At 43.6% G+C, this 20,487-nt stretch carries 17 protein-coding genes; 3 read left to right on the forward strand and 14 right to left on the reverse strand.

Annotated elements, in window-relative coordinates; all coding sequences use genetic code 11:
- Positions 1-115 precede the first annotated feature (115 nt).
- Positions 116-1,333, reverse strand: a complete 1,218-nt coding sequence (locus MSG33_RS09970; protein ID WP_005394162.1) for an HD-GYP domain-containing protein — start codon at positions 1,331-1,333, stop codon at positions 116-118.
- Positions 1,334-1,819: 486 nt separating this feature from the next.
- Here MSG33_RS09970 and MSG33_RS09975 point away from each other — a divergent pair, with 486 nt between their 5' ends.
- A complete protein-coding gene (locus MSG33_RS09975) occupies positions 1,820-3,523 on the forward strand; it encodes an EAL domain-containing protein (RefSeq protein WP_006741581.1) in 1,704 nt (567 codons plus the stop codon).
- 128 nt (positions 3,524-3,651) lie between these two features.
- On the opposite strand, the gene MSG33_RS09980 is transcribed toward MSG33_RS09975, so the two are convergent.
- The 5 genes from MSG33_RS09980 to MSG33_RS10000 form a co-directional block, all read right to left on the reverse strand.
- The gene (locus MSG33_RS09980; protein WP_047008729.1) at positions 3,652-4,125 is read right to left on the reverse strand and encodes a response regulator; all 474 of its coding nucleotides are present in this window, start codon (positions 4,123-4,125) and stop codon (positions 3,652-3,654) included.
- Entirely contained in the window at positions 4,112-5,449 is a 1,338-nt protein-coding gene (locus MSG33_RS09985) for an ATP-binding protein (protein ID WP_053807362.1), read from the reverse strand. The genes MSG33_RS09980 and MSG33_RS09985 overlap by 14 nt, the downstream gene beginning before the upstream one ends.
- Positions 5,450-5,452: 3 nt before the next feature.
- Positions 5,453-6,871: an SLC13 family permease gene (locus tag MSG33_RS09990; protein ID WP_005394158.1), complete on the reverse strand. Its 1,419-nt coding sequence runs from the start codon at positions 6,869-6,871 to the stop codon at positions 5,453-5,455.
- Positions 6,872-7,111: 240 nt separating this feature from the next.
- Positions 7,112-7,588 carry a GNAT family N-acetyltransferase gene (locus MSG33_RS09995; RefSeq protein ID WP_248381201.1) on the reverse strand — a complete coding sequence of 159 codons (477 nt, stop codon included), beginning with the start codon at positions 7,586-7,588 and terminating at the stop codon, positions 7,112-7,114.
- A 35-nt stretch (positions 7,589-7,623) separates the two neighbouring features.
- Positions 7,624-7,986, reverse strand: coding sequence for a hypothetical protein (locus MSG33_RS10000; RefSeq protein WP_248380872.1), 363 nt, complete (start codon positions 7,984-7,986; stop codon positions 7,624-7,626).
- Between the two features lie 482 nt (positions 7,987-8,468).
- Between MSG33_RS10000 and MSG33_RS10005 the strand changes: the two genes are divergently transcribed.
- A complete protein-coding gene (locus tag MSG33_RS10005) occupies positions 8,469-9,026 on the forward strand; it encodes a DUF3750 domain-containing protein (RefSeq protein ID WP_012841873.1) in 558 nt (185 codons plus the stop codon).
- 51 nt (positions 9,027-9,077) lie between these two features.
- On the opposite strand, the gene MSG33_RS10010 is transcribed toward MSG33_RS10005, so the two are convergent.
- From MSG33_RS10010 to MSG33_RS10040, 7 genes are all read right to left on the reverse strand, one after another.
- Positions 9,078-10,655, reverse strand: coding sequence for a sensor domain-containing diguanylate cyclase (locus MSG33_RS10010; RefSeq protein WP_248380875.1), 1,578 nt, complete (start codon positions 10,653-10,655; stop codon positions 9,078-9,080).
- 189 nt (positions 10,656-10,844) lie between these two features.
- A complete protein-coding gene (locus MSG33_RS10015) occupies positions 10,845-11,321 on the reverse strand; it encodes a heme-degrading domain-containing protein (RefSeq protein ID WP_150918628.1) in 477 nt (158 codons plus the stop codon).
- Entirely contained in the window at positions 11,318-12,358 is a 1,041-nt protein-coding gene (locus MSG33_RS10020) for an oxidoreductase (RefSeq protein ID WP_248380877.1), read from the reverse strand. The genes MSG33_RS10015 and MSG33_RS10020 overlap by 4 nt, the downstream gene beginning before the upstream one ends.
- An 11-nt stretch (positions 12,359-12,369) precedes the next feature.
- Complete coding sequence (locus MSG33_RS10025) at positions 12,370-13,143, reverse strand: DeoR/GlpR family DNA-binding transcription regulator (protein WP_248380880.1); 774 nt, start codon at positions 13,141-13,143, stop codon at positions 12,370-12,372.
- A gap of 188 nt (positions 13,144-13,331) precedes the next feature.
- Positions 13,332-14,333 carry an HAD family hydrolase gene (locus tag MSG33_RS10030; RefSeq protein ID WP_046875208.1) on the reverse strand — a complete coding sequence of 334 codons (1,002 nt, stop codon included), beginning with the start codon at positions 14,331-14,333 and terminating at the stop codon, positions 13,332-13,334.
- A gap of 159 nt (positions 14,334-14,492) precedes the next feature.
- Complete coding sequence (locus tag MSG33_RS10035; protein WP_248380883.1) at positions 14,493-15,575, reverse strand: hypothetical protein; 1,083 nt, start codon at positions 15,573-15,575, stop codon at positions 14,493-14,495.
- A gap of 40 nt (positions 15,576-15,615) precedes the next feature.
- Positions 15,616-16,938 carry an anaerobic sulfatase maturase gene (locus tag MSG33_RS10040; RefSeq protein ID WP_248380885.1) on the reverse strand — a complete coding sequence of 441 codons (1,323 nt, stop codon included), beginning with the start codon at positions 16,936-16,938 and terminating at the stop codon, positions 15,616-15,618.
- 177 nt (positions 16,939-17,115) lie between these two features.
- On the opposite strand from MSG33_RS10040, the gene MSG33_RS10045 reads away from it, so the two are divergent.
- Entirely contained in the window at positions 17,116-17,904 is a 789-nt protein-coding gene (locus tag MSG33_RS10045; RefSeq protein ID WP_248380887.1) for an SUMF1/EgtB/PvdO family nonheme iron enzyme, read from the forward strand.
- A 58-nt stretch (positions 17,905-17,962) separates the two neighbouring features.
- Here MSG33_RS10045 and MSG33_RS10050 read toward each other — a convergent pair whose 3' ends face one another.
- A complete protein-coding gene (locus MSG33_RS10050) occupies positions 17,963-20,284 on the reverse strand; it encodes a multiheme c-type cytochrome (RefSeq protein ID WP_248380890.1) in 2,322 nt (773 codons plus the stop codon).
- Positions 20,285-20,487: the final 203 nt, after the last annotated feature.

Below are 20,487 nucleotides of genomic sequence, written 5' to 3' on the forward strand. Positions count from 1 at the left end.
GAAACTCGATTCTTTAATAACCACCTAGTCCCTACATAATTTAGAAACCATTAATAGATAGTTATGCAATCAAAATACGCTCTGCATGCAAGGTTGTAAAGCATGTTTATTTTTCTTAATCATAAAAAGGCTTGGGATCGATTTCTAACGATGACGGAGCGACTGCTCTTTCTATTTTGTGTAGGCTATTTTTCAAATCGACCATCGCCACATCGATATAACGCTGATATTTGCGTGAGTAAAAACACTTCACTTCTGGCTTTAAAGCTTGAGAGTCATTTGAGGACCAAACAATACCAACACGCCCATCACTCAACTCAACAATAGAGCCCACTGGGTACATCCCAACGCAATTAATGAACTTGTAGACTAGGTCTGCATCTAAATGAAATGGCGTTAAACTCAACAAGATTTTAAACGCTTCTGCTGAGCTCATGCCTTTTTTGTAGCAACGATCGGCCGTCAATGCATCGTAAATATCAACAATACAACTCATGCGGCCGTGAATCGGAATCTCATCGCCCTTCAAGCCTCTAGGGTAGCCATTGCCATCTAACTTCTCATGATGCATCAAACAGACATCGCGACTCACATCACTAAGGCCCTTTACATGGAGAATAATCTCACCAGCGAACACTTGATGTAGCTTCATGTGTTCAAACTCTTCAGGTGTTAGCTTTGCTGGTTTATGCAAAATCTTGTCATCAACTTTAATTTTACCTACATCATGAATGATGCCACCAATAGCGAGCTGCTTTAATGTCTGCTTATCTAACCCCAAGTACTTACCAAATGATACTAAAAGGCAAGCCACATTGACGGAGTGTTCCAACAAGTAGGAGTCTTTTTTTCGGAGTGCAGAAACACATTGCAAAGCATCTGAGTCGATAAAAACGCTTTCAATGACATCATCTGCCCAAGCTTCTACCTCATCAACTTCAATGATTTTGCCTTCAAAAGTTTGATTCAATAGTTTCTGCGCCAGATCTTTTGCTTCCGCAATTAGCTTTTTGGCTCGTTTATGTTGAACATCTCTCGAGCGATAAGCGCGTTGAACCTTCGAAAAGTCAGAGGACTTGGGCTCTCGCTCCTCTTCTACGGCAACAATGGATTCATCCACAGGCTTAAAGACACACTTCTGAGAAGATAATGTTTGATCTACCCAAACATACTTCACGCCGCTCGCGGTAAGCTTCTTAATGCCCTCTGGGCTAGATATCCGCCCTGCATTGGCTAAATTTACGCGCTTGTTGTGCTCTATCGCGGTAACAAACATACCAACGCCGACATCAGCGAGCGCAATTTTGATTGAATTTTTTGGATCGTACTGCATAAAAAGAAAGCTTACTCGATATTAACGGCAGTATTATAAGAGATTTGATTAATTGGCGTGATAATAAATTAGAATTGATTACTATTAATGAGCATCCTGTCAATTAATAACCCATCGCGATCACTAAGCCCTTTTTGTTATTATGGTCTTTAGCCTAGCAAATATACAGATATGACACTCAAGAGCAGAACCTCTAACCGACACGTCTTAAAATAACTTGAGGATAATTATTCATAAATATTTATAGATTGCGGACAGCATCAATAACTGTATTTTATAAATGATTTTTACTGTTGACTATTTTTTATAAATGTCGATGATTAGCCGCCTAATCTTAGTATGTTATTAACCTAGTAGCGCATAAAATGATAGCCAAACAATTTGAACTGATACTTTTGTGATTGTAATGTACGCCAACAGATCAACTCTATGTTATCAAACCCCCACACTCATCTCTGATGCTAAAACGCTCGAGGAGGAAATATCTTGACCACCATATTTGACCAACAAGCCTCAGATAGTGACCGAGAGTTCCTGAAAATCGTTGAAGAACGATTCATTCATATCTTCGACGTATTTAACGAAGGCCTCTTCTACATGGATGAGTTTGGTACCATGGTATTTTACAACAAAGGCTTCTATGAACAGCTCGGTATTAACGCTGGCCGAATCAGTTTAGAGCAGTGGTTAGAACTTGTTCATCCTCTTGATCGAGAAAGGCTGTCCACAAGGGTCGATGCGCACATCACGACCAACAATACGAGGGTTACAACCACTTACCGAGTTCGTAAACCCAACGGACAATACGTCTGGATAGAAGGCGTAGCCATGACCAAAGAAACAGAACACGGCCATTACATGGTTGGCAGCCATCGCGATATTTCTGAGCGTAAGCTGATGGAAAGTTACATCCATCAAGTCGCATTTCATGACAACGCGTCAGGCATGGCTAACCGCGCCCATCTCTTGCTGGATATCGAAGACAGTGTACGTACCACCGATTCTTGCGCGTCTATTTGTTATATTCAGATCGAAGACATCAAATCTTACTTGAATCAATATGGCAGCGAACTGGTCGATGGATTAGTAGAGAAGTTGCTACAAACTCTCAGTCACTTGCCCTCTCCAAACAGCTCGGTGTATCGCGTGCATGATGATGACTTTGCGATTTTGATTCACGATGAGTGCTCAATAGAAGCGCTACAGAGTTACGCTGAAAGTTTAAAACAAACCTACCATGAAGCGGTGATTGAAGAAGGCCAATACCTAGGTAGCAACATTAGCATTGGTTTGTATCCTTGTATTGACCCTAGTCACTCCGCAGAGGAAATTTTACGCAAAGCGGCAAGAACTTGTCAGTACGCGAGCGAACAAAATAGAGACCGCGTCGCGGTCTACAGTGAGAAAACGCAGCATGCCGTTGATCGCTACTTCTTTATTGAGCAAGGTCTTAAAAGTGCGCTAGAAAAACAGACATTAAGTGTTAAGTTCCAGCCAATTATTGACGCCAAAAGCTCAAAAGTGGTGAGCTTCGAATCACTAGTGCGCTGGCGTAGCAAAGAGTTTGGCGAAATTTATCCCGACGAGTTTATCCCTGTAGCAGAGAACAAAGGATTGATCGTCGAACTGGGATATCAAGTATTTGCCAAAGCGTGTGAATTCATCAAAAACTACCGTGAACGTTACCAAAACCAAGTTCGTGTTAACGTGAACGTTTCTGTACTTCAGTTGATGAACAGCGAATTCCCTACGCGAATTAAAGCCATGGCGGATGAAGCAGGTGTTGACCCCGAGTCTATTGTTTTGGAACTGACAGAAACGTTTATTTTGGATAATAACCAGACGGCTATTGCCCCCCTAAGCACGCTCAGGGAGTTAGGTTTTGCACTCTCGCTCGATGACTTTGGCTCTGGTTACAGTTCATTAAATAGCTTCTTCGACTTGCCGATGACACAAATCAAAATTGATAAGTCGATGGCATGGAAGACACTGACCAATCGCTCTTCTCAAGAGTATTTGAAGTTTCTTATCACTATGTGTCAGGAAAATAATATTGAAGTGGTGATAGAAGGCATCGAAGACGCAAAAATGTGTGACTTCTTTTCCGAGATGGGCGTCGATTATTTGCAAGGTTATTGGTTCTCTAAACCACTCTCTGTTGCCAGTGCCAGTCGCTATTCATTGAGCTAAACCGTTCTTCGGCGAAATAATCCCAGAATTAACGCTATTCCGCACGGCCACGTTAAGCATGCTGAACTACTCACAGTAAATTTCAGACACTAACTGGCCGTGACGAAAACAACCTTAGAGAGCCTTGATTAACGTAGGCGCTCAAAAACAACACTCTGATCTAAGTGTTCGTGATATTGAGTGTAATCTAAGCCCATATCAAAGATATATTGAGTCACCAAGTTTCTAACGCACTCAATCAATTGGCTCGCTTGCCATGGCTTCTCAAAGTAGCGATCAATACCTGCGGAGTTAATTGCATTAATGGTATCCGTGTGCGTCGCCTGCCCCGTCAGAAGCACTTTACGTGTGCGAACAAAACGACTGTCTTGTGATACCTCTGTCAGTAGTTCCACTCCTGTTTTACCTGGCATGACATGATCGGAAATTATTAATGCGATCATCTCGCCTTCTGCATCAAGCTCATCCATCAGTTCTAGAACCTCACCTGCGGATTCGCAGTCTTCGATATTCAACCACTGATGTAACGGCTCTAAATCTTGTAGAACCGCGCTTAATACCTCTCGTTGGTCATCAACGCAAATTACATTAAGCTTCTCCATGTTCACCCTCTACTGGTAACTTGATTCTAAAAATTGTTTTTTCACTGTCGCTCTTTACCACAATAGAGCCGTTATATCCGGCGATAATGCGTTTCACAATCGACAGCCCTAATCCTAAACCAAACGATAACCCACCCTTTTTAGTGGTGAAGTTTGGCCGGAAAATTTTTCTGCGTGTCGCTTCATCGATTTCTGGTCCGTTGTTAGCAATCGTGACCAAAATTTTCCCCTTACTCTCTCGAGTATGTATTTCGATCCCCGGATCTTCGGTTTGACCAAGTGCATCACACGCATTCTTTAAAATATTGACCCAAACTTGGACGAGTTCGGTTTGAGAACCGACAAAGTCCGGCAAGTCCGCTGGGCTAAAACGTACGCTCACGCGTCTTAAGTCACTTTGCAATAGGGCCAGCGCTCGATTGATTGAGTCATTAATATTAAACGCTTCATCCAGGTCGATATCCGTACGCCCCAATTGTTTCACTGAACGTACAATGCCAACAGTATGTTTAGAGGCAATACGCAAATCATGAAGGTCTCGCCCCATTTGCCAGAAACGTATCGCTTCTTCGGGTCTTTTTAACCAATGCTCCGACAGGAAATTATTTGGAACGGCACGTGCGAGATCACGCGCGAGATCCTTAGGTAAGCCGTAATATTTTTCGAAGTGACGCCCCCGCTTTCTCGCTTCGCTGGAAGAGACTTTCTGTCCTTGCATCAAACCAAAATCAAAAAACTGACTCGCTTCCGGATGAACTTCTTCAAGCAATTCCATAATGACCGACTCGAGTCGCTCTGATTTACTGCTTACCACACCAATAGCATTGTTCAACTCATGAGCAATACCCGCAGCAAGCTGTCCTAACGTTGTCATTTGCTCTGCGGTATGCAGCTTTTGTAACGCTTTTTCTTTAGCCAAGGCCTCTTGCATTGCACGCCGTTGACGCCGAGATAACTCGTTCACCATCACAGGCATAAATTGTGTCGTCAATGGTCCGTATGTCGCCTCTTCCACCGCGGGCGTATCACGCTGTATCCAAGCCAGTTCAACATCAGTTTGAGCAATAACTGTCGAAGAGGCCGTCCATGTACCAGAAAAGAAACTATGTACGCCAATAAACGCACCTTGAGACGCAGAAAATACCTGGATTGGCTTCTTGTCATCTTCCGCATAATAGCCAGCCAACTCTCCTGACAGCACGTAGTACAACCGATCGTTGTAGCCAGCTTGCTCAATAAGCACCGATCCGGATAGGACCGTTAATCGGCGTTCAAGATGGTTAAAATAGCGTTGTACTAACGCATCTAGTTTCGTTTCGTACATGGGTTACCCAATATGCCCAACGGTATGTAAAATCCAAACCATAACAAAACTAAGTAATACACCAATCACGCCCAGCACTGCACCGATACGAGCCATTTGGCTGCTTTCGACATGCCCAGTAGCATGAGCTAACGCGTTTGGTGGCGTACTGATTGGTAACGACATACCGAGTGAAGCGGCAAATGTCACGACTAAGATCAGCGTCACTTCTCCACCCAATGGCGTTAACGAAGTCATCGAGGTACCTAGCGCAGCCATAATCGGCATAAGTAAGTTTGCAGTAGCCGTATGCGACATAAAGTTTGCCATTAACAAGCACAAGAAAGCCGCACCAAACAAGACCACATATGGCGAGAACTGATCAAACGGAATACTGTGTACCACCAGCTTCGCAAGCCCTGTTTTATCCAGAGCAAGACCCAGAGCGATACCACCTGACACCAACCAAAGCACGTCCCAAGAAATTTTCTTCAAATCTTCCTTGTTGATAATGCCCGTCAATGAGAATACCGCGACCGGAATTAATGCCACTGTGTAAGAGTTCATCCCATGTGCTGACCCCATCAACCAAAGAATAATCGTACCTGCGAAGGTGACATAGACAATCATCGCTTTTGGTGTTTTCAAAAACTTGCTCTTAATGTTCAGATCGATGGTGGTTTGCTCGGCTTTATACAAAAAGCCAATCAGAAACCACGCTAGTGCCATCATTACAATGACGAATGGCACGCCAAATACCATCCATTCACCAAAGGTAATTAAATTGTCACCAACCAAATATTTCAGCGCGATAGCATTCGGGGGCGTGCCGATTGGTGTACCAATACCACCAATGTTGGCGGCAACAGGAATACACAAGGCAAACGCAATTCGACCGGGATCTTTAGGCCCAAATACCGCAATCACAGGGGTTAGAATCGACAACATCATCGCTGTTGTTGCGGTGTTTGACATAAACATGGAAAAGACAGCGGTGATCAACATCAAACCCAACATAACGAACTTTGGGTTTTGCCCAAATGGTTTTAGCAACACGCGCGCTAAGTTGACATCCAGCCTGTACTTTGTCGCCGCCATAGCTAAGAAGAACCCGCCGAGGAACAGCATAATAATCGGGCTAGCGAAAGTCGCCATTATCTCGTTATATTGCAACAGCTCACCAAAATGTGGCTGCCCTTCTTGCAAGCGAAAAAGCACGATGCTCTTATTCGAAACCAGCAATAATTCGAGCACAATGATAACGACCGAAGTGGCGTAGATTGGAATAGGTTCAAACACCCAGCAGAGTGCAGCAAGCAAGAAGATTGCGATCACTCTCTGCTGGACGATAGTAATGCCATCAAATGGGAATGCAGAGAGGGGCATTAACCAAATAAGCAATGGTATCAATGTTGGAATAATGTATTTGAGATAAGGGCGCATAGTACTACTTCTCTTCCTGAGATGGTTAGCCAGACACGTTTGGCGTTTGGAACGCCATTACCCACCGCAATACCGAAGCTTTTAGGCTCTGACTAAGCCTTCAGAGACGAAAAATGCAGTAATGGCTTGTTCCAGAGAAGATTATGCACACTGTTTTCAAACAAAACTTTGGTGCGAGATCAATGAACTTGTTTTCACATTGGAAAACATTTTATATCTGTGTTCAAGCTCACTAAATGCTCACGATTTCAGTGAAATATACTTTTCCATCATAAAGTTAGTTAAGGTTTCTCCCCTAACTTCAGCACGTTGCTGAACCTTAACTGTGAACCCCATTTTCTCGTAGAAAGGTCGTGCAGTGATACTCACCTCAGAGTACAGCCGCTCTATCCCCTGTACTTTCGCCTGTGAAAATAGAAAAGACATCAAATCACGACCAATACCTTGGCCTTGATATTCATGGTGACAAAAGAAATGGTCAATCAAGCCGTCGCTTTGCAAATCACAATAGCCAACGATCTGCCCTTCTATTTCCGCGATATAGGGTTGAATAGCATCCATTGTGCGTTGCCATGAATTGAGATCAAAATCTGATGGGGCCCAAGCTGAAACTTGTGATTCGGTATAATCGCGACGATTAATGACTCGTACAGTGTGGTAAAAAAGTGTCCACAATATTGGAGCATCCTCTGTGCGGTAGCGACGTATTGAGAACATCGGTTTAATCATTCCTATTCGATAAATACCAAGTATTAACGCAAAGTAATACTGGTGAACTCATCATTTTCAATACCAACCACTAAAGGCCTTTCAAGCTGATCGCTGTTCATCAATACGGTGGTATTCAGCTCTCGACTTGATCTGCGTATTTTGCTTTTTCTGATGATATGTATATTAACAATGTAATCGGAATATTCCTTCGTGACTCCTCCAGAAAACTCCACATGTTCACTTTCATTATCTTGAACCACATGAAATTTTCGATTTGCTTGAATATCAGCGCTGAGTGAAGAGTCACCATAGTTCAGTACGACGGACGTTGGTTCACTATCTTGATTGGCAAAACAGCCAAATGCGAACATGCATAATGCAAGTATACTTTTTGATTTAAACATTGGTTATTCAATTTCTAGTTATTTTTCTGCCATTTGCATTACCAAATAGCACTCCTTCCGTAATCGCCCATTGTGCCACAGGTGTGCGCAAGTCTCTAAATACAGTAAAAGGATGTACGATGAAATTCCGCTAAAAATGGGGAAATCACAATGCAGCTCAGGATAAACCAGCCTATTTAATCGCCCCAAACAATACCCAAGTAATTGTTTTTTATTTAATTTAAAAGTAATAAATAATGTAAGCAATATACGTACAAGCTCTTACTTTTTCATACGCACCTAAGCGAGTTAATAGAGAAAGACAATATTTTCTATGCCACATGTTACAAATCTGCTTACCTCATTATTACGTATGATCCGATATTGTGGCGCTAGCCTTCCCTTCTTTTTAACGAAGGGAAGATTTAACAATAAGGCTTGCACCTATTTTATAGCTAAAATCAATAAAGCATTTCCAACATCGGTTGGTCTAGGAGCGATCAATGAAAAACTCTCTCAGTTTTACTCATCTATTAAAAGTTGGCTTGATATCAATCGCAGCTTTGATGGGTGGATGCACTCAAGGAGATTGGCGTACCGCAAGCAGAGAACCTGCCGGTATCGCGCCCGACCCTTCCAATGTAAAACATGCCGTAATTGAGTTTTATGCCGCAGATGCATTTGGTTGGCGAGGCTGGTTTGCGGTGCACACTTGGTTTGCGATAAAGCCTGAAAATGCGAACGAATATACCGTGTATGAAGTGGTCGGGTGGCGCGTGAATCGTGGACAACCCGCTCTGTATCAATACCAAACGGGCACACCAGATCGCTACTGGTATGGTGCGAAGCCAGAAAAAATACTCTCAATACAAGGTGAAAAAGCCGATAAACTTATCCCAAAAATACAAAGCGTTATCAACCAATACCCTTGGGCTGAAGAATACACGTTGTTTCCAGGACCAAATAGCAATACATTCCCGGCTTGGGTGGGTAAGCAAATTCCGGAGTTAGAACTCGACTTGCCATTTAGAGCAATTGGTAGCGGCTACGCCAACGAGTAAAACAAAAGCTTGGTAACTGGCGCGTTTTACGTTCAGCGCATAGCACTATACCTATTGTGCGTCTTCACCCAACTCGGTTCTGTTTCTTCCGTTGCGCTTTGCTTTATACAGAGCGTTGTCAGCGTCTTTCATTACCGCTTCAATTGGCATATCATTGCCTTTCCAGTGAGAAACACCAAGTGATACCGTTACCTTACCAACGACCATGAAATCGTGTTTTTCTACGTTATGCCTAATCCGCTCAGCGACATCAACCGCGTGATGAACATCCGTCGCTTCAAGGAACATCATGAACTCTTCCCCACCGGAACGGCAAAGATGATCATTCGCTCGGGCTTGCTCTTTCATCAACTGAGCGAATTCTTTGAGTAGATTGTCACCCACATCATGACCATAGTTATCATTAACGCTCTTAAAGTGATCAATATCCAAAGCTAAAATAGAAAAAGCGGTGTTTTCTTGCTTAAACAAGCCTAGAACTTTGTCTAAGCCGCGTCGATTTAACAACCCAGTCATCGCGTCTGTTAGCGTATCCAATTGCAGCTTATCAATGGTTTTTGAAACGATACCAAACGCTTTGAGAAAACTGAGCTTCAAATGTGAAGCCTCAAAATACCAAGACTTAACCAGCTTCAAATCATCGATGGATGAGGAGTGCTCTTCTACTCCTCGAACAGCGCCAGCCAATTGCCATAATGGTCTTGAAATAAGTAGAGAGAAGAACCAGATCAACAGCAGAGTTAATAAACCAATTGGAATCGATTTGAAAAATACACTCCACATCTGCTCATCTAGCACCATTAACGTCATTGATTTCGGGCGCTGAGCGACAATTCCCCACCCTGATGATTCAACTGGTGCATACCCTGCTAGCATTTCAACACCGCGAGAGTTCACAATTTCTTTGTTACCACGCTGACCCATTGTCACGGCGTTAATTGCCATATTATCGTTGATCACTTCACCAACCCGCGATTTATCTGGGTGGTAGATCAGCGTATTGCTTTCGTCCACAACGTAAAGGAAAGAGCCATCTTTGTAAGCATGCTGGCTAAGTAATTCCGCAAGAATATTATCCTTCTCTAAATAGATAGTACCGCCGATATAGCCTAAATATTCATTGGACTGAGAAAATATAGGGTATGAGATCGTTAACAGATAATTTCCTGCGGGTGAGATGAATGGCTCAGTGACAACGGGCGCTTGAGCATTTAAAGATTGACGTTTTCTTTCACCAACGAGCTTTACACCTTTAACCTGAAGTGTCTCTGGTGATACAGAAATAATGACGCCTTTCGCATTAACGACAACCACAGAGTTGAATGATTTGGTTTGCTTTCTCAGCCTCTCCGCCTCTTCGTCAAGAAACTGAGCATCGTGCATCTTATCTTTTAGCAAGTTCGCACTGTATTTTAGCTGCGACATTGAGCTTTCTATGAAAGAGTCCGTCATTTCTGACATTTTTTGCGCATAAACGCGGTTGGACTCTAACGTGTTATTGATGATGAGATCTCGTTGCACTCGATAGATCGAATAAAACGCATTGATCAAAGTGACAAGCACGCTGAAAACACACAGGATTACAATAAGGTTTCTAAGATTAAGTTTTTCTTTTCTTCTAAAGGACATTTGCCAACTGCCAGCTTCGATGGCTTTTTGTATGAATGAGCGTATAGGTTATATGAAATTGATTTAATTTTCAGGTAGGAAGTTGGGAGCAGTGTTAAATATTTTCTCACATAATAGAACGCAAAATGAGCTAATAAGAGAATTCAGTGACACAAAATAAATGCCGTGCCACTGTAATATCGCACAACTTTAAGCAAGCTCTGTGCTGGTCATTACCATTGCCTTTAATACATCGACAACAAGCTGATGATCATCTAACTGCGGTAAACCCGATACCGTCACAACCCCAATTAAACCAGAACCCAAGATTCGAATTGGGAACGCGCCGCCATGAGCACAATACTCACGCGCATCGAGATGTGGCTGATTTTCAAAATCACGCTGCTTTTGCTTATTGTATAGCGAGAGGTAGTAAGAGCTGTGACCATATCTCAATACTGAGTTTCGCTTTCTACGAACCCAATCCAAATGGTCAGCGCACGTTCCTGTCATCGCGTATTGAAATAGCGTTTGTCCAAAACCGTAGACCTCAATAGCCACAGCCGCGTCACAGGCTTCCGCCGCTTCTTTTAAAGCTAAACCAATAGACCACGCAACTTGATGGTTAAACTCTTTCAATTGAAGCTCATGCTCTTGTTGAGCGACGAGCTCAAGCGTTAAGCTCATGATTTCACCTGAATCGTTTTACCCGTTTTACTGCTTTCCAATGCCATCTCAATCAGAGCGATATTCTGTACTGCTTGAACGGCAGGAACCGGGTTATCAGTACCCAGGCGAATTGCGTCCGCCACACCAACAAAATAAGCTTGATACGCACCTCTCTCCGTTTTGATAGTTTGCGCACCGTCTTCGTCGTAGCGGACACCGTATAACGCCTCGTCCTCTTCTGACCAAGCATCGTTCTCCGGTAATCGGCCTTCTTTTAAGTAACCTTCTTGAGGATCTAATCCGTATTTTTCATATTTAGCCTCAGTACCCAATACTTTATAACGCAGGTTTGGTTCTGGGCTGTATAAGTTTGAATGTAAATGCACAATATGGTCTGGGTAATGAAGCACTAAGTTGTAGTAATCAATCGTCGTCGCGCCCGGACGCATCATTCGACACTGTGCGTCTATCGCATCTGGCAAACCAAATAACACCAAGGCCTGATCGAGAAGATGGGGAGCAAGATCGAATAAAATACCACCGCCATCTTGAGCCTGCTCTCGCCAGCGTTGACGAACTTCAGGACGGTAGCGATCAAAGTGCGACTCAAACAGCCTCACATCACCTAACTTACCTTGTTCGATCAGCGATTTAACGGTGAGAAAGTCGCCGTCCCAACGCCTATTATGAAAAACGCTCAGAACCAATCCTTTTTCTTCTGCTAAGGCGATCAACTCATTCCCATCTTCTATGCGCGTTACAAACGGCTTTTCGACAATGACATGTTTCCCACTGTTCAACGCGCGCTTTGCGAGCTCGTAGTGCACGTCATTTGGCGCAGTGATGATCACAAGCTCAGCGTCACTGTCATCGAGTAAAGTATTGGCATCAGCAAACCACTGAGCATCTGGCCAATCATTTTGGACCGCTTCCTGTTGACGAGAACTTATTGCGCTCAACGTCAAGTTTGGCAGTGCTTTAATGAAGGGTAAGTGGAAAGTTTTTGCTGAATATCCGTAACCAATCACGGCGGTCTTTACGGGATCGTAAGCCATACTAAGATTCCTTATTTCGGTGAAACAACAATACATTCAATATCATTGTGGTCGAGAAGTTGTTGAAAATCTGATTGAGGAGCATGATCGGTAATAATGACGTCGATCTTTGACAAATCACATACATGGTGAAAATTGTCGCTTCCAATTTTGCGGGATTCACAAACGACAATGACTTGTTGAGCTTGCTCTATCATGGTTTGTTTCATGGTTGCTTCTAGCTCATTATTTGTCGTCAACCCTCGGGATGACAACGCGCACACACCAATAAACGCCTTATTCACATGATATTGCTTCATTTGCTGTTCTGCTTGTGCACCCAAGATCGCTCTGGCGTAGGGGTCAAAGTGTCCACCTAAGAAATGGACGTCCATTGATTCACTTTTTTCAGCAGCGATTAGTACGTCAATACTGTTGGTGACCACGTTGAGCTTATCTTCTTCACAGCGTGCTTTTTCTACGTAAAGTGGGAGCAGAGATAAGATAGTACTGGTATCAATGACAAGGTGGTCACGCTCATCCAAAAGCTTAACAGCCGCTTGAGCAAGGCGATGTTTAGTGTCGCTAATTGCTCGACTGGAGTACGCCTCTGTAGAGGAAGATATCGGGGCAAGCATGACGCCACCTCGGATTCTTTGTAATCCCGGTAGTTGGCTCAACTTAACTAAGTCTCGACGCGCTGAATCTCTCGATATGCCAAAATACTCGCAAACTTCCGATAACGTTATTTTGTTTTGTAGCTCTAGCTTGGCTCTGAGCTCTATCAATCGCTCTTCTTGCGTCATTACTTAAATTCACTTAAGTGGTTTTAAGCAATAATGCCACACAGCAATCAAATAACCAATACGGACGCACGCAATATTTGCTTATGCTGATACCAAACAGAATTGTTAAGTTGAGGAGATGAAGAGCGTTTTGCTCATCACCCCCTATCACAAAATTTTTTGGTGTAATGTTTACGTTAGCTGGGTCGCTACTTTTTCATGGCTTCTTTAAAAACTTGATTCCAATCTTGTTTCATATCGACAAACAGCCAACCTTGCTCTTCACCCACTTTAAATGATTTGTCTAATTTCCCCACGTGAGAGTCTTTATCATACGCCCATTCTCGCTTGTCATCCGTGTGATGGATAACCGCTGAAAATCGTGGGCCAGACCCCGCTTTAGTCCACTCTAGCATTTGTAAGTCACCGTCAGAATTACCAAATGCCATCACCGGGCGCTTACCAATGAAGTTCTGGATCGTGACAGGCTTCACCGCTTTATCATTCACAAAATCAATTTCTGGCAAGCGTTGAATCGTTGGCTTTCCATCAACGACCTGATACTCCGCTTTTAATGTCGTCCCAACGATATTTTGCGTTGGGATCCCGTACACTTCTGGTGCCCAAACACGCATGAAATCAATGCCACCTCCAGAAATTATATAGGTCTGGTAGTCATTTGCTCTCAAGTAGTCGAGTAACTCAAGCATCGGTTGATAAACCATTTCAGTGTATGGCTTTCCCGTCGTAGGATGAACGGCCGTTTTCATCCACTCCTTCACTTCTTGATGGAACTGATCAGTCGACATTCCAGAGTGAGTCGCCATAACAAGCTGCATCACACCTTCAAGGCCTTGCTTGCCAACCCCCTCCAAGTCACCTTTTATTGCCGAAGCAAAAGGTTCTGTTGTTTTCCAATCAGGATGCTCAGAGGCCATCTCTTTCACTTTATCGATCGCAAAAAACAGCTGTAGATAAACGGGTTTTTCTGCCCACAGCGTCCCGTCATTATCAAACGTAGCGATCCTTTGGCTTTCAGGAACATAAGCGTCCGAGCCTTGAGTCGTCGTTTTAGTAACAAACGCCACAATAGCTTGCTTCGCACCAGTGTTGTTCCATGACGGCAGAGGATCTTGCACATCAGCAGCAATGCTATAGCTAGACAGAGCAAAACTTGTCGCAAGGACAATCACCTTTAACTTTATAGCCATTTTAATTCCTTATATTGAGGTACGGGATGCAAATCCAAATGAAAGTATAGTTCACGATTAACAAGCGCAATTCAGAGCAACATATGTAACGACACCAGAAAGTGACCTTGTAACTAGAAACACGCTTTAATTAAAGAAGCTTACTGATAAAGTGTTGAGTTAGCTGGCGTCAACCTGCTCTGAAGTACTTTGACGTCCCTTTTTCTGATTAAGCTCATCAATCACGTAATCCGGAGCTACTTTCTTAAGTTCCGCTAAACACTGTTCAGACTTGGGGTTATCGTACCGAATGTAGATATCACACACTGCATAAAGCTGCTCCGGCGCGCCAGAGATCAAATAAGCTTTTTCAAAAGCGTGCACAGATTTTTTAAGATCTAACTCTTCTTGCAGAACACCATTCAAGTACCAAAAATAACTGTTGTTCTTTGCCATGTTAGCGGCCTTTTCAATTTCGCTAGCGGCATCATGCTTCTCACCAAGTCTTACTAGCGCCAATGACTTCGAGTAATGCAAAGCAGCGTTATCAGGAAAAAGTGTGATTGCTTCATCAAGTACTTGGATAGCTTGCCGATCTTTTTGTTGCGCTCGAAAATTGTCCGCATAGCTTAACCAGACTTGCGGGTTACTTGGCATCAGCTTGGTTAGCTCTGGATAAATCAATGCCGCTTTGTCCCACTCTCGATGCCAACGATATACATCGGCAAGGAGTAATCTAGAAACGTTGTCAGTTTTCTGCGACAAGTAGGATGTTAAATCAGTCACCGCGCCTTCAAGTGACTGTTGCTGCTCCGAACTTAAACTGGCGTAATCTCGAACCAAGTTTATCGCTGCGGTAATTCGAACCATTGCATCGTCATCACTTAGCAAAGGGGAAACCAGACGCCAGCGATGCTCTATCATATAGGGTTGAGCTCCTACAATTGCCGCTTCACGAATTCCAGCAGCTGCATCTTTCAAACCACGAGCGACGGCAACCAAAGCGTTTTGGCTGGGGTAGTTGGCCAGTTCACGTAAAGCATCAATACGCTTTTCTGAAGACAACTTTTTATTTTGTGCATCATAAGACAGCTTTTCGACTTGCTGTGCTAGCGTCATTGGTTCTTCTTGAGATGCTATCTCAACGGGTGAAACTTTATCTGAATTGAGCAGAGGTTTATCTTGAGCCCAAACGCCTTGGCTTAACGCTACACTCATCGTGAACGTTAAAAGTGACTTCGTAAAATGCGTTATCTTTTGCATTGATGAGACCTTACTTTTATAAAACTGGACCAGTTGAATCTTAGAACTTAGTGTCAAAAACAGGTTGATTAGACGCTTTCAGGTGCAAAGCCTTATCACTGTATTTGCCGTGTACCACAGGGTTGCCCATCGCTCGTAAAATGTACGCCATTGATTTGTCGACATGCGCAAAAAACTTCTTCCAACCTGCACATAGATAGTTAAGGCCGGGCTCACCTTCTCTGGTTCGAATAAAGCGGCTTTTAGGGCATTCTCCAAAGCATGCAAACTGATAATCGCAATTAACACACTGCTGAGGCAGTGTACGACTTTTAGCAAACCCGAATTTCTGCTGGTCAGGGCTATAAGCGAGAGTATCGAGTTTTTCACGGTGAAGATTCCCGACCTTGTATTCCGGGTAAACATAGTGGTCACACGCAAAGACATCACCGTTTGGTTCCATTGCTAAACCTTTGCCACAGATTTCACCTAGCGTGCATAGTGGGTTTTTTCTTCCCATCCATGTTTCCAAACTCGCTTCAAAATACTGTACAAAAACGTTACCAATATCATGCACGACCCACTCATTGAATATCGCGATAAGGAAGTTACCCCATGCTTCATCCGCCACACAAAATGGCTCGACAACCGAATCCTTATGGCCGGGAATCAGACGTTTATCACCTTGCATTAGTTGCTCATTGGGCTTCCAAGTTTGTGGCGCTGTTGTTCTGAAAGTTTTCTGCTCAACAATCGGAATAAACTGCATTTGAGGGGAACGTACTTCATCTCGTAAGAAGCGATACACTTCCAATGGGTTACGGCTGGTCAAGTTGTTCACACACGTGAGCGTTGCAAACTTCACTTCATGCTTATGTAATAGCTCAACGGCGTTCATCACTTGTTTAAATGTGCCTCTTCCCGCTCGATTTGTTCGGTAAGCGTTGTGCATCATCTCAGGGCCATCGATGCTTAAACCGACAAGAAAGTGGTTCGCTTTTAGAAACTCGCACCACTCATCATTAAGAAGCGTGCCATTAGTCTGAAGATCATTAGAGATCGTAATACCATGAGGGCGGTATTGATCTTGTAGTTCAACAATTCTTTTGAAGTAATCCAACCCCAGCATGGTCGGCTCTCCACCTTGCCAAGAGAAGATAATTTCAGGTGTGTTCTGCCCTTCTATGTATTGGCGGATATAGCTCTCTAAGGTTTCGTCATCCATTATTGGCGAGCACCCTTGCTTATATTCCAACAAATCTTGTTTGCTTAAGTAATAACAATAAGTGCAATCGATGTTGCAAGCAGCACCAATGGGCTTTGCCATCACATGTAAACGCTTAGATGCTTTTCCGTTGAACTGCGGCCCTTGAGTTATGTGCATTCATCACCTTCTTAGTTGCTAACCTGTCCCCAATGATGTCAAACCTAATCATCGAGTTAATCGCCTAGGGTGATGATAATGTTCAATTATTCTCGGCGCTTGTTATAGTGTGTATAACCGTTTGTTATGGTTTTGCTTGCTAGACTTTCAGACCAAAGTCGTTGACGGAGTTGCCGAATGAAGCATCCCAAAAGTAAGATTATTTCCCTTGTCTCAGCCATATCGGTCACGCTGATAATTAATGGGTGTGCAACAACCCCACCAAACTCTCTCGCTCAGAAAATCGATCAAGATATGGTTCTTGTCGAAGGTGGGCAGTTTACGATGGGCGCAGATAATCCATCAGCCAAAAAGTCAGAGGGCCCAGCTCGCACTGTTAACGTTGATGGATTCTATTTGTCAAAATTCGAGGTAACTCAATCGCTCTTTGAAGCTGTCACTGGCTCCTCTCTAAGCTACTTTCGAGATCCAAATACACCCGTCAATAATATTAGTTGGCAACAAGCCAATTATTTCATTAAGAAATTGAATGAAAAAACGGGAGAGCATTACCGTCTACCAACAGAAGCTGAATGGGAGTTTGCCGCTAAAGGCGGAATTTTAAGCAAAGGCTTCACTTTTTCTGGATCAAACAATATTGACGATGTGGCTTGGTATGCGAATAACTCGCACAATAAGGCTCATAAGGTAGGTCAAAAGCAACCAAACGAGCTCGGGTTGTACGACATGACAGGTAACGTAGGCGAGTTTGTGATTGATGCTTTTGACGAAGGTTATTACAAAACAGCGCCCAGTGATAATCCGGTAAACGCAAAAGAGGAAAAAGAAAGCCTTGCACACAAGTCTGTACGTGGCGGCAGCTTTGCTTATGACGCAGACGAATCTGAAAACTATCGCCGCGATTTTGCTAGCCAATCCGTCATTATGTCTGACATGGGCCTTAGACTAGCGAAAGACGTAGACTAAACTAAGTAGAGAAAGTGGCGCGATAAAGGCTCCACTTTTTACTATTGGTGTTTAATCTCTACAGATTCGCAATAGATGCTTTCAGCTGATCAATAGCCTGCTTAGGAGCATAATTACTCAGCTCTTTTAGACACCTATCGAAAGCAAAAGCGACAGCACCTTTTTTATGATTTCTCGCTAGAACTTCGCATTGAGCATATAAATGTTGAGGGTTCCCACCAACTTTAAACGCAGTCTGCAATGCCTTACTGGCTTCCAGAACGTCACTTTTTTCCAAAGCCAGACCATAAACATACCAGTAGTGAGCGTTAGTCTTTCCTAGTTCTGCGGCATGTTTAAGTAGAGCTTTGGCCTCATCTTCCTTGCCTTGGCGTAACAAAGAAAGACCGGCACTGTAAGGTAATGAGCTGGATTTAGGCTGAGCTTTCATCCCTTGTTGTAACACCGAGAGCGCAGCTTTTTCTTTCCCGAGGCGTCGATACAGGTCCGATAAATTCACGTAACTATTTTCGAAATAAGGCTCGATACTTATCGCTTCTTGGTATAACGCAATTGCCTTATCGATTTCGCCTAAGCTGCGGTATACATTTGCCAAATTGGTTCTGCCGAAACCACGATCGGCGTTAAACTTTTGAATGTCCATGTACTCTACAAGTGATGGTTGAATCCTATCTTTTTGTAACGGCGTCATTTGCGCATAGCTGGTCACTAATACCGAAGCCGCCTCCGCCCTAACTGAAAGTACGGGATCATCCAGCAGTGGTTCTAAAATTCGCCATCGATCATGAAACTCATAACCAGACGAGCCAGCGACTGCGCCGAGCCGAATCATTTCATTCTCATTTTTAACGGCCCTTGCGAGCGAAACTGTCGTATTTTGGTCAGTATTACCGCCCATTCGCTCTAATGCAGAAGCTCGTATGATGTCTTTTAATGATGAATCCTGAGCAGAGTAAGCCAGAGCATTCGCCGCCCCTTTGTGCCCAATTTCATCGGCATAAAACGCGACAGCAAAGTGTTGTTGATTGCGGTATTGAGAGTGAGGAAACCATTCGGCTATCTGCGCATCCGCCCACTGGTTATTCTTATCCTCATGACAAGACGTACATACATTGGGCGTGTCGATGTGTTTACTCAAGTCAGGTCTAGGTACGTGCCAACTGTGGTCTCTACGAGGATCGACTTGCATATAAGTCGTTTCTGGCATGTGACAAGTCGTACATTGTGACGCTTTGGATCCCGCTTCATGGAAGGTGTGGTTTTCCGGGGTATATTCTGACGCAATATGACATTGTGAACATACCGCCTCTTCTGGGATGTTTAGCTTTGCCGAATGAGGATCGTGGCAATTGGTGCATGTTACGCCTTTTTCAGCCATTTCAGACTGAAGAAATGAACCGTAAACATAGTCTTCATCGTAAATTTGGCCATCGTGGTAGTAGAGTTCTGGAGTGATCAGGCTTAACCGGTATTTATCGAAAAATGAGCCTTGAATGTGATTACCTGTCTCATTTAACTGCGTTCGACGACTGTGACATTGTGCGCACGTCTGAACTTGGTTTGTTTCTGCGATTGCTTTTGGTTGTAACGTTCTGTGGCCCTTCTCAAATACCCAATCGGTTACCGCTTTAGATAAATTTCGGTCAAAACCATAGTGACTATCTGTATCGAAAGAGCCTCCTGTAGATGCGGACTTTTTCGCCAACTCGATGTGTCCATTTGCAGGGCCATGACACGCTTCACAACCAACATTGATCTCGGACCAAGACGTGTTGTAGGTATTTTTGATTGCGTCATAGTTCTTCTTTACATTGGTCGAATGACAGTCTGCACACATGAAATTCCAATTTTGCCCAGTGTTAGTCCAGTAAAACTCATCTGTCGTTGTTGTCTCTGGATAGAGGTGAAACCAGCGCTGACCACCTTCCGATTTCGTCCTTGAATCCCATGCAAAAGGAATGAGCTGTACACGACCGTCTTCAAACTCCACCATATATTGCTGTAACGGCTTCCAGCCAAATGTGTAGCTAATTTTATAATCATGCCATTGACCATCAGGGCCTTGAATATTGACCCAATACTCCTCGCCTTGTCTAAAAAAACGGTTGGGTTGCCCATCATGCGTCACTGTGCGGTTATCAAAATTACCTTGAACAGATTCTGAGTTTGCATGTTTCATTGCCATATCGTGATGAGAGCCCTTCCAAGCCTCCACCTCTTGTTGGTGACATTCCGCGCACGTTTGCGTGCCAACATATTCCAACCCAAGCTTCGTGGTATTTTGGGGACTCTCTATCACTGATGCCTGGGAAAAAAACGAACCACTCACCATGACGATGCCCAGAAATAGACACCGAAACCGACCTGCCCACTGACTCATAACTATCCTTAGTATTTAGATGGTGCAACTTGAATCAATATAGTCGCTAACCCCTTGGTTATACAAATAATTAGAAGTGAAAGGCCGTCAAAATGAGTGCTCCATTCTTTGTCCCCCGATTAGGGAGTATCTCGGTGTTTTTGCTGAAACCTTATTCGTCTCACCAGCAACCTGCTCTGGTGTTCATTAGTGACCCATCTCTA

It is taken from the genome of Vibrio sp. 1CM7H (genome assembly GCF_023161645.1).
Lineage (GTDB): Bacteria > Pseudomonadota > Gammaproteobacteria > Enterobacterales > Vibrionaceae > Vibrio > Vibrio diabolicus.